This window comes from Catenisphaera adipataccumulans, assembly GCF_014202755.1.
GTDB lineage: Bacteria > Bacillota_I > Bacilli_A > Erysipelotrichales > Erysipelotrichaceae > Catenisphaera > Catenisphaera adipataccumulans.
The window spans coordinates 120,222-133,670 of the sequence record NZ_JACHHK010000003.1 but is presented as its reverse complement, the minus strand read 5'-3'; the positions used below and the strand labels follow the sequence as shown (position 1 = coordinate 133,670).

Sequence of the window (13,449 nt, the reverse complement as noted above, 5' to 3'; positions counted from 1 at the left end):
ATAATATAAAAAATGTTGTCAGGAGGTTCGGAGTATGCCTATTAATAAATCGACAGAATATGGCACGATTTCCATTTCATTGGATGCCATTGCCAGTTTAGCCGGCGGAACGATCACCGAATGTTACGGTGTGATCGGTATGGCCAGTCAGAAAATGGTTCGTGACGGCTGGGCTGAATTGCTGAAGAGAGAAAACTATTCCAAAGGCGTAGTCGTACGTCAGCAGGATGATGGAATTATTTTAGATTTGTACATTATCGCCATGCAGGGCATTCGTCTGCAGGAAGTGGTTCAGGAAGCGCAGAAGCGCGTGAAGTATGTGATCGAAAAAACATTGGAGATCCATTGCCTGAACGTCAACATCACTGTGCAGGGTGTACGTTTATCGAAATAGGGGGCTTTTGAAGTATGAAGAAGATCGATGCAAAGATGTTTAAAGAGATGCTGGCCTCCGGAATGAACAATTTGGGGAACCACTCCAGTGAGATCGACTCACTGAATGTGTTTCCGGTGCCGGACGGTGATACGGGAACGAATATGTATCTGACCGTATCCAACGGTGTCAATGCTGCATTGGAAGAAGATGCAGACGAAATTGGGAAAATTTGCAAAACTTTGTCCAGAGGATTGCTGATGGGCGCCCGCGGAAATTCAGGTGTGATCACTTCACAGATCTTCCGCGGATTTTATCAGTCATTGAAAGAGGTCAAAGAAATGGATGCCATGCAGCTGGCCTATGCATTTGTCAATGGATCCCGTGTGGCATATAAAGCTGTTATGCGGCCGGTGGAAGGAACGATCCTGACCGTCGTCCGGGAAGCGGCTGATTATACTTATGCGTATACAGTGACTGAGGAAGTGACCGACTGCACGGCAGTGATGCAGAAAATGGTGACCGAAGCCAACGAATCGTTGGAACGAACACCAGAATTATTGCCGGTTTTAGCTGAGGTCGGCGTGGTCGACAGCGGCGGAAAAGGTTTATGCACAATTTTGGAAGGTTTCCTTGCAGCTATGCAGGGCAAAGCCATTGTTAAAGAAGAAACCGAAAAAGCTTCGGAAGCAGCGCAGACAAAAGTCGAATCTCAGGAAGAAGAGTATGGTTTCTGTACCGAATTCATCCTGCAGCTAAGCGAAACCGGCCGCAAGAATTTCTCCGAAAGCGATTTCCGGGACGAACTGGCATCGATCGGTAATTCACTGGTCTGCGTTCAGGATGAAGATCTGGTCAAAGTGCATGTCCATACGTTAGAGCCGTATACGGCTTTGAAGATGGGACGCCGCCGCGGCCGTTTTATGAAGATCAAGGTCGAAAATATGCAGCAGCAGCACGACAACATCCTGGAAAAAGAACAGGAAGAAAAAGCCGAAGTACCGGCAGAACATAAAAAATACGGCATCATTACCGTAGCACCAGGCCCAGGTATTGAAAAGATGTTCAAGGACCTGCGCGCAGATATTGTGATCAGCGGCGGTCAGACCATGAATCCGAGCACGGAGGATTTCGTTTCCGCGATCAACGATCTGCCGGCCGATCATATCTTTATTTTGCCGAACAATTCAAATATCATCTTAGCGGCATCACAGGCAGCGCAGGTCTGCGAAGATAAGGATGTGCAGGTCTTGCCGTCCAAGACCATTCCGCAGGGCCTGACGGCTTGTGTGATGTTCAACCCGGATGTAGAACCGGAAGACAATCTGACGGAAATGAACAATGGATTGGAGTCGGTAAAATCCGGTGAAGTTACCTATGCGATCAAAGATACAACGTATGAAGGAATGGAAATTAAAAAAGGCGAATATATGGGAATTTTCGGCAAAGCCATCGAGGTCGCAGAGCCGGATATGATGTCTGCCACCAAACATTTGGCTGATAAAATGCTTGATGAGGACAGTGAGCTGGTCACGTTGATTTATGGAACCGATGCGACAAAGGAACAGGCAGAGGAAATTTCGGATTATATTGAAGAAAACAGTGATGCGGAAGTCAATGTCGTTTCAGGCCAGCAGCCAGTTTATTCATTCATTATCGGTGTAGAATAATACGGACTTGGCAGATTCGTCTGCCAAGTTTTTTTATCAGAGGTGTTTTATGATTTACATTACAGGAGATACACATCGGGAAATTGATATTGCGAAAATCAATCCGGATGACCGCTTTGCGGCCGGGAAAACGATGACCGATCAGGATTATCTGATCATATGCGGGGATTTCGGCTGTATCTGGGACGGCGGCTCCGGTGACTCGTTTTGGCTGGACTGGCTCGAGTCGCTGCCGTGGACCACGTGTTTTGTGGACGGCAATCATGAGAATTTTGAGCTGCTCGAGCAGTTTCCGACCGCGGACTGGCACGGCGGCCGTGTGCATCGCATTCGATCGAATATCGTGCATTTACAGCGCGGCGAAGTCTTTGATATTGACGGCAGACGCTTTTTCACGTTCGGCGGAGCGTTTTCGCATGATCTGATGTTTCGTATCGAGCATATCAGCTGGTGGCGCGGCGAGATGGCTACGAAAGCGGATGTCGAAAATGCATTCGCAAATCTGGATCGGGTCGGATGGAAGGTCGACGGTGTGATCACTCATGATGTTTATCTGCGCGATCCGATGTCACGGAGCCATTCGGTTTCCATGGCACCTTACGGCGCCGGTTACTGCGATATCCGTCAGGTGCTGGACTGCATCGAAAAGCGCCTCGATTACAAATATTGGTTCCATGGGCATTATCATAGAGATTGTGTCTATTTAAAAGGGAAGCGCCCAAGCATCTGTTTATATGATCAAGTGATCAGATATGATGATGTCGATCGTTGGATCGAGCGTCTGCCGGAGGAGGAATGATGGAAAAACGAATAGCAGTAATGGGGATCATCGTGGAGAACACGGAATCGGTGGATCAGCTGAATAACCTGCTTCATGAATACGGTCCGTATATTATCGGCCGAATGGGAATTCCGTACCGGGAACAAAATATTCATATTATTTCTATTGCGATGGATGCACCGCAGGATGAAATCTCTGCTTTATCCGGCAAGATCGGCCGGCTGGCCGGGATCAGCGTCAAGACGGCTTATTCCAAAGTGGTACATTAAAGGCGGATCAGTTACGATCCGCCATTTTTATAAACTGTTCATAAATGCGAAGATCATCATTGAGTTCGGGATGAAACGACAATGCTATTTGATTTCGGTAGGTCACACCGACGATATGATCGTCGACCGTTGCCCGCACGATGGTTGGATCGGCTGCGGTGATGAACGGCGCACGGATAAATGTCATGGGAATCTTGCCGATTCCCTGCCATTGGGATTCCGTATAAAAACTGCCCAGTTGTCTGCCATAGGCATTGCGGCGTACGGTGACCGGCAGCGTTCCCAAATAGGACCCATCGTTTTCAATGTGCTCAGCCAGAAGAATTAATCCTGCGCACGTTGCCAACGTCGGCAGACCGGCTGCGATCTTATCGTGCAGCGGCTTCATCAGATCCAGCTCGTTGAGCAGCTTACCTTGCACCGTACTTTCGCCGCCCGGCAGGACCAAAGCATCAAATGGTTCAGAAAGATCGGCCGACTGTCGGATCTCCATGGTTTCAACGCCAAGGCGTCGGAGCATGTTTTCGTGTTCAATAAAATCGCCTTGGACCGCTAAGACAGCAGCCTTCATTACTGGCCTCTTTCAGCCATCAAGATCTTGATCTCTTCTTCGTTGATGCCGACCATAGCTTCACCCAGATCTTCTGACAAAGCTGCGATCTTGGCCGCATCCGTATAATTGGTCACGGCTTGTACGATCGCTTCAGCCCGTTTGGCCGGATTGCCGGATTTAAAGATCCCGGAACCGACGAAGACGCCTTCCGCGCCCAGCTGCATCATCAATGCGGCATCTGCCGGTGTAGCGATGCCGCCGGCCGCAAAATTGACCACCGGCAGCTTGCCATGCTCATGAACATAGAGCGCCAAGTCATAAGGAACTTGCAGCTGTTTGGCTGCTTCAAAGACTTCGTCTTCCCGCAGACTGACCAGCTGGGAAATTTCTTTATTCATCTGACGCATATGATGCACGGCTTGAATGACATCACCGGTACCTGGTTCGCCTTTGGTCCGGATCATGGCGGCTCCTTCGGCGATCCGGCGCAGGGCTTCGCCTAAATTGCGCGCTCCACAAACAAAAGGAACTTTAAATTTTGTTTTATCAATATGATAGATATCATCTGCCGGAGAGAGTACTTCACTTTCATCGATGTAGTCGATATCGATGGCTTCCAGGACTTGTGCTTCGACAAAATGGCCGATCCGGCATTTGGCCATGACCGGAATGGAAACCGCATTCTGGATGCCTTTGATCATCTTTGGATCGCTCATTCGGGAGACGCCTCCGGCTGCCCGGATATCGGCAGGGATGCGTTCGAGTGCCATCACGGCGCAGGCACCGGCAGTTTCGGCAATTTTTGCCTGCTCCGGCGTGGTGACATCCATGATCACGCCGCCTTTTAACATCTGTGCCAGGTTCTTGTTTAATTCATATCGATTTTCTTCCATTTCTAAAACCTCCGTTTACTTTTTATACAGGTTTTATTATAATTGAATCTGAACATATGAAAATATTCATTTTGAAACAATTTTATATGGTCAGATGGAAGAGGTGAAGAAAACATGCTGACATATTCATTTGTTGAAAAAGGGTCAGATCCGCTGTATGACTACTTATATAAATGTATTCGAAACGATATTCTCCAAGGCAAACTAAAAGCCGGAGAGAAACTGCCGTCAAAACGAGGATTTGCGAAAAATCTAGGTGTCAGCACCATCACGATCGAAAATGCATACAACCAGCTGCAGACCGAAGGGTATATTTTTTCAAAGCCGAAGAAAGGATACTTTGTCTGCGATGTCAGCCGGCAGGTTCCTGAACCAATAAAGCCATCGAAGACTTATGAAGTTTCCGTGCCGGCAGAATACAGCGTTGATTTCGTGACGAGCCGGACACGGTCCGAAAATTTTCCGTTTTCTATCTGGTCTCATTTCATGCGGCAGCAGTTATCCGAGCACCAAAGTGAACTGATGTCCAATTCACCGGCCGGCGGCAGTTTGATCCTGCGGCAGGCGATCGCAGATCATTTATGGCAGTTTCATGGCCTTAAGGCCGAACCAGAGCAGATCATCATCGGTGCCGGAACAGAATATCTATACGGTCTGCTGGTTCAGCTGCTGGGACTGGATCGAAGTTATGCGATCGAGGATCCTGGCTATCGAAAGATCGAACAAGTTTATCAAGCTTATCATGTGACTTGCCGTCATATTCCCATGGATGAATCAGGGATCCGGGTCGATCAGTTGGAAAAAACTGATGCGCAAGTCGTCCACATTTCACCTTCTCATCATTTTCCGACCGGGATCGTCATGCCGGTTGCCCGTCGGTATGAATTGTTAGGATGGGCAGCCAAAAGCGATTCCCGCTACATTATTGAAGATGACTATGACAGTGAGTTCCGAATGAAAGGCCGGCCGATCCCGACCTTGCAGAGCATGGACGTCCAGGAAAAAGTCATTTATATGAATACATTTACAAAGACGCTTTCATCCACGATCCGCATCAGCTACATGGTCCTGCCGCGCCCATTGGTCAGACAGTTTTATGATACGTTAGATTTTTATACTTGCACGGTTTCTAATTTTGAACAATATACTTTAGCCGCTTTTATCAATAAAGGATATTTTGAGCGGCATATCACGCGGATGCGCAACGATTACCGCCGTCAGCGCGATGCGATCATCCATGCCATTGCGGCGGGGCCGTTTGCGAAAAATGTGACAATTTTACGGCAGGAAGCCGGCCTGCATTTTTTAATAAAAGTGAAAACCAATCGAGATGATCGGATAATTTGTGAACAGGCGGCAAAACAGGGCATTCGTATTTCTGCTTTAGCGGATTACTATACAGGCCCGGTTCCGCCGGAAGCTGTCCATACGTTCGTGCTTAACTATGCTTCGGTGGATGCCGAAAAAGCGAGTGCAGCTTTATTGGTTTTATGGCAGATCATGGCATGAAAAAAGGACGGCATTGCCGTCCTTTCAATGATTATTCGTATTGTTTCAGCATATCATCCAAATTCTGATGGATGGTTTCTGCTAAGGTATCGAATGATTTATCGAAGCGTGCCTGATCGTTCAAATTCAGGTTCAGTTTGATGATCTTTTCAACACCGTTGGATCCGACAACAGCCGGGGTGCCGATGAAGTATCCGGTCTTGCCGTATTCACCGTTCTGGTAGGAAGAAACGGTCAGGATGCAGCGCTCGTTGTTGACGATGGCAGTAACGATTCGCTTCAACGCCAAACCGATACCATAGTAGGTCGCACGTTTCTTTTCGATGATCTTATAGGCTTTGTCACGTACTTCGATGTAGATGTTCTGCAGTTCGGACAGATCCATATCTTCTTCATCCAGATATTCCAGGATATTCTTGACACCGATGTAGGAATGGATCCAAGGAACGAAGCTGGAATCACCATGCTCACCCATGATATAAGCGTGGATATTGCTGTCGGCAAAACCAAGTTTTTCGCTCAATGCGTGACGCAGGCGGGCCGTATCCAGTACGGTACCGGAACCAAAGACATGATTCTTCGGCAGGCCGCTGACTTTCCAAGCCACGTAAGCCATGATATCAACTGGGTTGTTTGCGACAAGCAGGATACCGTCGAAGTGGTTGGCTTTCAATGATTCGCAGACATTCTGGGTGATGCCGGCATTGATCTTTACCAGTTCCAGACGGGACTGTCCCGGGTTCTGCGGTGCGCCGGCCGTCAGGACAACAACGTTTGTATCCGCTGCATCACTGTAGTCACCGGCTCTGATCTTCATTTTCGTATCGGCATACAGCAGGCCGCCGCTCATATCGAGCTCTTCACCTTTTGCTTTATCTGCATTGACATCGACCAATACCAGTTCATCAATACCTTTTTCTGATAATAATGAATAAGCAAAACTCATACCGACCATTCCGGTACCGACCAGCATGATCTTTCTTTTAGAAATTTTTTCAGTTGCCATGATTCTCTTTCTCCTCCTACTGAATTGTATAACTATCATTAATATTATAGACAATTTTATCAGTATTCACAATCAGAAAATCAAACCGCTTCCAAATTCACAAAAAAAGACTATGTGCATTTTCTGCACATAGTCCTGACATTATTCTGTAGACTGCTGCAACGTGACGGTTTTCGTGATTTTCTCGCCGTCCCGCTCGACGACGATCTTCACTTTATCACCGATCTCATGCTTTTGAATGATTGATTTGACTTCGGATGCGCTGGAGACTTTTTCACCGTCCACCGAAACGATCCGGTCATTTTCCTGCAGACCAGCCTCGGCCGCCGCACCGCCTTTTGTTAACTGAACGATGTAAACACCGCTTTCCGTACTGTCGCTGTAGTAATAGTTAGAGTCCTGACTGTAGTCATATAATGTCGCGCCTAACGACGGCCGGCTGGTCACTTTGCCGTTGGCGATCAATTCATTCACAACGGCGATCGCATCATTGATCGGGATCGCAAAACCTAAACCTTCGATACCGGAAGACGACGCTTTTGCGTTGACGATACCAATCAAATTGCCGTCCGCATCAAACAGGCCGCCGCCTGAGTTGCCCGGGTTGATGGCTGCATCTGTCTGAAGCAAGGTCATGGTCGTATCATCAATGGTGATCTCACGATTCAGGGCTGAAATGATGCCTGTCGTTACGGTGCCGCCTAACATCCCCAGCGGATTGCCGATCGCGATCGCATCGTCGCCGACCTCAAGACTGTCGGAATCACCTAAGGTTGCTGCTGTCAAATTGTCTGCATCGATCTTCAGTACGGCGAGATCTGTATCTGAATCCGTTCCTACAATGGTGGCATCATAGCTGTTTCCGTCCGTTGTTTTAACTGTGATGTTCGAAGCATTCTCGATGACGTGATAATTGGTCACGATATAGCCATCGCTGCTGATGATGACCCCTGAACCAGCACCTTCTTCGACATATTGCTGGAGGTTGCTTCCGTAGGAGACACCTTCGGTAGAAATCTCAACAACGCTTGGACCGCATTTGCTGGCAACATCCGAATAGTCTGAACTCGATTTGATACTGTTGCTGGCCTTGCCCGTCACTTGGTTGATGGTCACAGAATTTCCGCCGCCCAGTTTTGCACCCGCAAATCCGGAAATGCCGCAGGCAGCTACTAATGCAATGACGGCGATGATCCGTTTTATCCTTTTCTTTTTATCCATATCTTGTTCCATAAATATCCCTCCGAATATATAAACTATACGATTAAATATTTAAAAACAACTGAAAAAATTATTTTTTATGCCTTTCTTTTCATCGTTTTAGAAACGAATAGAAAACTATGGTATAATGTTTACGGTTGATTAGGAGGATGAATTCTATGCCTGCAAAGAAACAAACAAAACAAGTGAAAAAAACCACAGTGAAGAAAACGGAGGCTCCTGTTGAAAAGAAAGAAGTTAAGCAAACAGCAAAGAGCGGAACGAAAAAAGTACAAAAAGCAGATTCTAAAACAACAGCGAAGAAAACAGAGGTTAAAAAGACTGCTGAAAAAAGCGCTGAAAGCAAAACTGAATCTGCGGTAAAGACCGCTCCGGCAAAGGCAGCAGCCAAGAAACCGGCCGCAAAGAAAACGACGGCTAAAACAACAAAGTCAACGGCTAAAAAGACAACCGCTGCCAAAGCGGAAACAAAAACGGCCGCAAAGACCACGGCTGCCAAAAAGCCAGCAGCGAAAAAGCCGGCTGCAAAGAAGACTGCAGCAAAACCAGCAGCTAAGAAAACGGCTGCAGAAACTGCACCGAAAAAAGATGCTGCTCGTGAAGAAAAACTGGCTCAGTACAACAGCTTCACTTTAGAAACTTGTATCGATATGGCAAAAGCCATGGGCGTGGATATGGAATATGACCAATATGTCAACGAACTGATGGACAATGCCGATCTGAGTGCGTTGGCAAAAGACATCGTCGCAAAATATGGACTGGATAAAAAGAACTTCACATTTGAAGATGATGGCTATGATGCGGAATTGATCGAAGTACTGCTGAACCGGATCGCCGGCACGATGGATATCAAAGCCAGTGATTTCGTGAAGATCGCAGATGAAGTCAAGGAACACGTCAACTACGAGATCAAAGATGACAGTACCGCGAACAATGATGAATACAATGCACAGTTTGATTTGGTCAAACGGATCCTGATGATCGCGCAGCGCAAAAATATCAGCAGCAGCGAAGATATGGTCGCAGTGATCAAGGTCGATCCGGCAGACATGATCGAAAAATTTATGGATCTGGCCTACAACGTATTGAAATTATGGAAGTACGATGATGTGAAGTATTATGAAAACTTCATTTACGCAGTCTTGTCGCAGTTCGAAAACCTGCATAAGAAATTAGGCAACAAGGCGATGATGGATGTCGCTGATTTGTATATCCAGCACGGAGACTACGGCCTGGGCGATGCCAACTACAACTACATTCTGCGTGAGAACCAGATCAAAGATTATATCTACTTCCGTTACGCAAATGTTTATTTCAATGATATCGACCGTGATAAAGCGAAATCCATTGCCAACAGCGCATTGGAGTATGTCGATGACCGTTATAAATACTATCCGGATATCAAGAACATTCTGGAAAGCTAGATGATGAGGTGAGCGCATGCGTTCACCTTTTCTTTTCCAAAATTTCATTGTATAATGCAAATTGCTTACAGGAGGTACTATGGCCACACAAACAAAAATACCAGATTGGATCTTTCAATGCCTGGATCAGTACGGCAACTGCGCATGCGGACGTGCGATCACAAAAAAATTAGGCAAAGACAATTTGTTGGAAATACTGGAAGAGAAAGGATATCCGTGTGAACTGGAGATCCTCTCGGATGATAAAGAAGCAAATCCGTATCCGAAAGACGGCACGTATATTCTGACATTAAAAAATCGTGAGATCCTGATCGGCAGCGAACAAGATCCCGACGATGAAGAAGATTATGAATAAAAACGATGGGTTTTGCCCATCGTTTTTTTTATACCATCTGCGCACCGAAATAAGCGATGAAGCTCATAATAATAAGGAATACGATGCCATATGGCATGATCATGGAAAGCAGTTTGGAATCCTGTCCTTTCGCATCGACACTGCTCAACGCGATCGCAATACTTTGCGGAGAGAGCATCTTGCCGGCTGCCACGCCCAGTGAATTTAGTGCGACGACCCAATATGGATCCAGCTTCAAGGTATCTGCAGCGTGCTTCTGCACGGCTCCGAACAGTACCCCGGAGTTAGTGCCCGAACCGGTGACAAACGTACCAAGGGCTCCGATCCAAGGCGCGAAGAACGGATAGAAACTGCCGGTGACCGCAATTGCGAACGCTGCAATATCTGCGATCATTCCGGAATATCCCATGATCTTTGCGCACCCCAATACACATAACATGGTGATCATGGTCTCGCTCATCTGCTTGATCGTGGCGCCAAGCGTTTCCGTGAAGTCATGCAGGCTGGCTTTTTGGATGCATCCGCCGATGATCGCAGATAAGAAGATCCAGACTCCCGGTGTGTTGATCCAGCTGAATGTCAGCGTGTTTGGATCCTTGCCGGAATAAACCGTGACCGTCGATGAGAACTGTGCCAGATAGGTATTGATCGGTGCAACCAATTTTGATGTCAGCAGCAGGAAGATAAATATAAATAAGAACGGCGACCAAGCTTTTAAAGCACGGCTGGCCGTTATTTTTTCTTCAGCCGGTACGACGATCGCATAATTTGGATCGGTTTCTTTTTTCGATGCCAATAATACGGTAACCAACAGCGAGCAGACGCTGCCGACCACAACGGCCAGTTCCGCGCCGACAAAATTGGCAACGATCAGCTGCGGGATCGCAAAACTGATGCCGGAAGCCAGTGTCACGCCCCAGACGCCTTTCATGGCTTTGAAGCCGCCGCCGGTGACCATCACGATCAAGATCGGGCATAGGATAATGAATGGAAACAGCTGGATCGTCTGCATCGCAGCCAAGCCGGTATTTTCCAGACCGACCAGATTGGCCAACGTAACGGTCGGAATACCGATCGATCCATACGGCGTCGGCACGCCGTTGGCGATCAGGCAGACCAGACAGGAAAACAGCGGATCAAAGCCCAATCCCACCAGCATGCTTGCGGGAATGGCGATGGCGGTACCGAATCCGGCCATGCCTTCCATAAAGCCGCCGAAGCACCATGCCACCAGCAGGACGAGGATGCGCTTGTCGTTGGATACGGAAGCGATCATTTGTTTGATGATCTCCATGCCGCCGGTCTTCAACGATAAATTATAGGTAAAGACGGCCGCGATGATGACGAGGATGATCGGCCAGAGGGCCATTAGAAATCCTTCCAAGGCAGCTGTCGTTACTTGCCCGATCGGCAGTTTCCAAACAATGAGAGCTAAGACCGCAGAAATGACCAGGGAACCAAACGCAGCTTTAAAAGTCGGGATCTTCAGTCCGATCAAAGCGATGATGAGCCAGATGATGGGACATAATCCCAGAATAAAAAATAGGAAATTCATTTTTCTCTCTCTCTTTCTTTTTTGATTATACCAAATCAGTAGTATGTTTTGGAAAATTGCGAGTTTTTTAAATATTTTGTGGAAAATTAGGAAAGCATGATGTATTATAGTGGTACAAAGTAGCACTTTGTGTCAGAAAGTGGGGGGTGATGACACGTGTTCATGGGTGAATATAGTCACAACATCGATCGTAAGGGGCGATTGATCATGCCGGCTAAGTTCAGAGAAGAACTCGGTGAGCACGTTGTTGTTACGCGAGGACTGGATGGATGTTTGTACGTTTACACCAGTGAGCAATGGCAGAGCGTATTTCAGAAACTGGCCGCCTTACCCACCACGAATAAAAACGCGCGCTGGTATCAGCGTATGGTTTTATCCAAGGCAGCAGAGTGTGAAATGGACAGCCAAGGAAGAATTCTTATTCCATCGTCATTGATTTCTTTGGCCGGTTTGGAAAAAGAGTGTCTGATCATCGGAATGGCTAATCATTTGGAGATTTGGGCCAAGGCTCGTTGGGAAGAAATGGAACAGATCGAAAGTGATTCTTTCGAAGATGTTGCTGAGCAGCTTTCCGATATTATGGGGTAACACTTGATGGAGCATAAAAGTGTACTTCTTGAAGAGTCGATCACGATGTTGGACGTAAAAGACGATGGGCTTTACGTCGATTGTACGTTGGGACGGGGCGGTCACAGCAGTGCCATCCTGAAACGATGTACGCATGGTCATTTGTATGCATTCGATTTGGATCAAGCAGCGATCGCGGAGAGCAGCCCGATCCTGCAGAAAATCGGCAATAATTTTACCTGTATTCACCAGCCATTCGGCAATATGAAAGAGGTCCTGGATTCCTACGGGATCGGCCGGGTGGACGGCATCATCATGGATCTTGGTGTATCAAGCCCCCAGTTTGACGACACCAGCCGTGGATTCAGCTACCGACACGATGCCCGACTGGACATGCGAATGAATCAGGAACAGGAATTGGATGCATGGACCGTAGTGAATGAATATTCACAAGAAGATTTGATGCGCATACTGCACGATTATGGGGAGGAACCGTTTGCAGGACGGATCGCGAGCAAGATCGTCCGGGAACGGGAACGAAAACCGATCAACACAACGCTTGAACTGGCTGATGTGATCAAAACCGCCGTACCGGCATATGTTTTGAAAAAAAAGGGGCATCCGGCCAAACAGAGTTTTCAAGCCATCCGCATCGAAGTCAATGGAGAATTAAAACAGCTTGAAATTGCTTTACAAGAGGGACTGCGGCGATTAAAACCGGGCGGACGAATGTGCGTGATCACATTCCATTCCTTGGAAGACCGCATGGTAAAGCAGACATTCCGGCGTGCGGCCGTGCCGCAGAAGCATGATCGCCGGCTGCCGGTATTAGGGGAAGAGAAATTAGAATACCAACTATTAAATAAAAAGCCGATTACGGCCTCAGAAGCGGAGCTTGCTTATAATAATCGCGCACACAGCGCCAAGCTGCGCGGAATTAAGAGGATAGGGGATCAATATGAAAACCGCTAAAAAGAAAAGAATCAGAAGAAAGAAAAAGAAATTTACATTCGAAAGATTCGTAAAGACGCTGTTCGTGTTCGCTGCGGCTTTCTTCATCGGAACGAAGTTCTTTGTCTATTCCTATAACATTACATTATCCAACCAGGATCAGACGCTGACAAAGAAGATGAACAAAGAGCAGGAACAAGTCGATCAACTAACATCGGAAGTAAATATTTTACAAGAGAAAAGCCGTGTGTTAGGATTGTTAGATGAAAAAGTCACTGACAATCAAAAAAACATTTATGTGATTGACGACTAGAACGGATGA

The 13,449-nt window shown here is 47.2% G+C and carries 15 protein-coding genes; 10 read left to right on the top strand and 5 right to left on the bottom strand.

The window, feature by feature from the left end; genetic code table 11:
* The first annotated feature begins 34 nt into the window (after window positions 1–34).
* The 4 genes from HNQ47_RS04670 to HNQ47_RS04655 are packed head-to-tail and all read left to right on the top strand — an operon-like array spanning window position 35 to window position 3,093.
* Entirely contained in the window at window positions 35–394 is a 360-nt protein-coding gene (locus HNQ47_RS04670) for an Asp23/Gls24 family envelope stress response protein (protein ID WP_183328059.1), read from the top strand.
* Window positions 395–408: 14 nt separating this feature from the next.
* Complete coding sequence (locus tag HNQ47_RS04665) at window positions 409–2,043, top strand: DAK2 domain-containing protein (protein ID WP_183328057.1); 1,635 nt, start codon at window positions 409–411, stop codon at window positions 2,041–2,043.
* Between the two features lie 49 nt (window positions 2,044–2,092).
* Entirely contained in the window at window positions 2,093–2,842 is a 750-nt protein-coding gene (locus HNQ47_RS04660) for a metallophosphoesterase family protein (RefSeq protein WP_183328055.1), read from the top strand.
* On the top strand, window positions 2,842–3,093 hold the full coding sequence (locus tag HNQ47_RS04655; protein WP_183328054.1) for a TM1266 family iron-only hydrogenase system putative regulator: 252 nt from the start codon (window positions 2,842–2,844) through the stop codon (window positions 3,091–3,093). Before HNQ47_RS04660 ends, HNQ47_RS04655 begins: the two co-directional genes overlap by 1 nt.
* Before the next feature lie 7 nt (window positions 3,094–3,100).
* Here HNQ47_RS04655 and pdxT read toward each other — a convergent pair whose 3' ends face one another.
* Together pdxT and pdxS are read right to left on the bottom strand one after the other, a co-directional pair.
* On the bottom strand, window positions 3,101–3,664 hold the full coding sequence (gene pdxT, locus HNQ47_RS04650) for a pyridoxal 5'-phosphate synthase glutaminase subunit PdxT (RefSeq protein ID WP_183328052.1): 564 nt from the start codon (window positions 3,662–3,664) through the stop codon (window positions 3,101–3,103).
* The gene (gene pdxS / locus HNQ47_RS04645; protein ID WP_183328050.1) at window positions 3,664–4,539 is read right to left on the bottom strand and encodes a pyridoxal 5'-phosphate synthase lyase subunit PdxS; all 876 of its coding nucleotides are present in this window, start codon (window positions 4,537–4,539) and stop codon (window positions 3,664–3,666) included. The genes pdxT and pdxS overlap by 1 nt, the downstream gene beginning before the upstream one ends.
* A gap of 114 nt (window positions 4,540–4,653) precedes the next feature.
* Between pdxS and pdxR the strand changes: the two genes are divergently transcribed.
* Window positions 4,654–6,048, top strand: coding sequence for a MocR-like pyridoxine biosynthesis transcription factor PdxR (gene pdxR, locus HNQ47_RS04640; RefSeq protein WP_183328048.1), 1,395 nt, complete (start codon window positions 4,654–4,656; stop codon window positions 6,046–6,048).
* 31 nt (window positions 6,049–6,079) lie between these two features.
* Here the strand turns inward: pdxR and HNQ47_RS04635 are convergent, their stop codons facing one another.
* Together HNQ47_RS04635 and HNQ47_RS04630 are read right to left on the bottom strand one after the other, a co-directional pair.
* Complete coding sequence (locus HNQ47_RS04635; protein WP_183328046.1) at window positions 6,080–7,054, bottom strand: L-lactate dehydrogenase; 975 nt, start codon at window positions 7,052–7,054, stop codon at window positions 6,080–6,082.
* Between the two features lie 141 nt (window positions 7,055–7,195).
* The gene (locus HNQ47_RS04630; RefSeq protein WP_183328044.1) at window positions 7,196–8,287 is read right to left on the bottom strand and encodes a S1C family serine protease; all 1,092 of its coding nucleotides are present in this window, start codon (window positions 8,285–8,287) and stop codon (window positions 7,196–7,198) included.
* A 146-nt stretch (window positions 8,288–8,433) separates the two neighbouring features.
* Here HNQ47_RS04630 and HNQ47_RS04625 point away from each other — a divergent pair, with 146 nt between their 5' ends.
* A complete protein-coding gene (locus tag HNQ47_RS04625; protein WP_183328042.1) occupies window positions 8,434–9,699 on the top strand; it encodes a neurofilament protein in 1,266 nt (421 codons plus the stop codon).
* Window positions 9,700–9,778: 79 nt separating this feature from the next.
* The gene (locus HNQ47_RS04620; RefSeq protein ID WP_183328040.1) at window positions 9,779–10,054 is read left to right on the top strand and encodes a hypothetical protein; all 276 of its coding nucleotides are present in this window, start codon (window positions 9,779–9,781) and stop codon (window positions 10,052–10,054) included.
* Between the two features lie 28 nt (window positions 10,055–10,082).
* Here HNQ47_RS04620 and HNQ47_RS04615 read toward each other — a convergent pair whose 3' ends face one another.
* Window positions 10,083–11,609, bottom strand: coding sequence for an L-lactate permease (locus tag HNQ47_RS04615; RefSeq protein WP_183328038.1), 1,527 nt, complete (start codon window positions 11,607–11,609; stop codon window positions 10,083–10,085).
* Between the two features lie 162 nt (window positions 11,610–11,771).
* Here HNQ47_RS04615 and mraZ point away from each other — a divergent pair, with 162 nt between their 5' ends.
* Genes mraZ through HNQ47_RS04600 form a run of 3 tightly spaced genes read left to right on the top strand, consistent with a single transcriptional unit; the run spans window position 11,772 to window position 13,440 of the window.
* Window positions 11,772–12,197 (top strand): division/cell wall cluster transcriptional repressor MraZ, encoded by a 426-nt coding sequence (mraZ, locus tag HNQ47_RS04610; RefSeq protein WP_221248020.1) that lies wholly within the window; start codon window positions 11,772–11,774, stop codon window positions 12,195–12,197.
* Window positions 12,198–12,203: 6 nt separating this feature from the next.
* Window positions 12,204–13,148 (top strand): 16S rRNA (cytosine(1402)-N(4))-methyltransferase RsmH, encoded by a 945-nt coding sequence (gene rsmH / locus HNQ47_RS04605; RefSeq protein WP_425486188.1) that lies wholly within the window; start codon window positions 12,204–12,206, stop codon window positions 13,146–13,148.
* Window positions 13,135–13,440: a hypothetical protein gene (locus HNQ47_RS04600; RefSeq protein ID WP_183328034.1), complete on the top strand. Its 306-nt coding sequence runs from the start codon at window positions 13,135–13,137 to the stop codon at window positions 13,438–13,440. Before rsmH ends, HNQ47_RS04600 begins: the two co-directional genes overlap by 14 nt.
* Window positions 13,441–13,449: the final 9 nt, after the last annotated feature.

What these genes read in the sequence shown, in the direction of transcription:
- HNQ47_RS04670 (WP_183328059.1), top strand. Translation starts at nt 35, where the DNA reads ATGCCTATTAATAAATCGACAGAATATGGCACGATTTCCATTTCATTG.
- HNQ47_RS04665 (WP_183328057.1), top strand. Translation starts at nt 409, where the DNA reads ATGAAGAAGATCGATGCAAAGATGTTTAAAGAGATGCTGGCCTCCGGA.
- HNQ47_RS04660 (WP_183328055.1), top strand. Translation starts at nt 2,093, where the DNA reads ATGATTTACATTACAGGAGATACACATCGGGAAATTGATATTGCGAAA.
- HNQ47_RS04655 (WP_183328054.1), top strand. Translation starts at nt 2,842, where the DNA reads ATGGAAAAACGAATAGCAGTAATGGGGATCATCGTGGAGAACACGGAA.
- pdxT (WP_183328052.1), bottom strand. Translation starts at nt 3,664, where the DNA reads ATGAAGGCTGCTGTCTTAGCGGTCCAAGGCGATTTTATTGAACACGAA.
- pdxS (WP_183328050.1), bottom strand. Translation starts at nt 4,539, where the DNA reads ATGGAAGAAAATCGATATGAATTAAACAAGAACCTGGCACAGATGTTA.
- pdxR (WP_183328048.1), top strand. Translation starts at nt 4,654, where the DNA reads ATGCTGACATATTCATTTGTTGAAAAAGGGTCAGATCCGCTGTATGAC.
- HNQ47_RS04635 (WP_183328046.1), bottom strand. Translation starts at nt 7,054, where the DNA reads ATGGCAACTGAAAAAATTTCTAAAAGAAAGATCATGCTGGTCGGTACC.
- HNQ47_RS04630 (WP_183328044.1), bottom strand. Translation starts at nt 8,287, where the DNA reads ATGGAACAAGATATGGATAAAAAGAAAAGGATAAAACGGATCATCGCC.
- HNQ47_RS04625 (WP_183328042.1), top strand. Translation starts at nt 8,434, where the DNA reads ATGCCTGCAAAGAAACAAACAAAACAAGTGAAAAAAACCACAGTGAAG.
- HNQ47_RS04620 (WP_183328040.1), top strand. Translation starts at nt 9,779, where the DNA reads ATGGCCACACAAACAAAAATACCAGATTGGATCTTTCAATGCCTGGAT.
- HNQ47_RS04615 (WP_183328038.1), bottom strand. Translation starts at nt 11,609, where the DNA reads ATGAATTTCCTATTTTTTATTCTGGGATTATGTCCCATCATCTGGCTC.
- mraZ (WP_221248020.1), top strand. Translation starts at nt 11,772, where the DNA reads ATGGGTGAATATAGTCACAACATCGATCGTAAGGGGCGATTGATCATG.
- rsmH (WP_425486188.1), top strand. Translation starts at nt 12,204, where the DNA reads ATGGAGCATAAAAGTGTACTTCTTGAAGAGTCGATCACGATGTTGGAC.
- HNQ47_RS04600 (WP_183328034.1), top strand. Translation starts at nt 13,135, where the DNA reads ATGAAAACCGCTAAAAAGAAAAGAATCAGAAGAAAGAAAAAGAAATTT.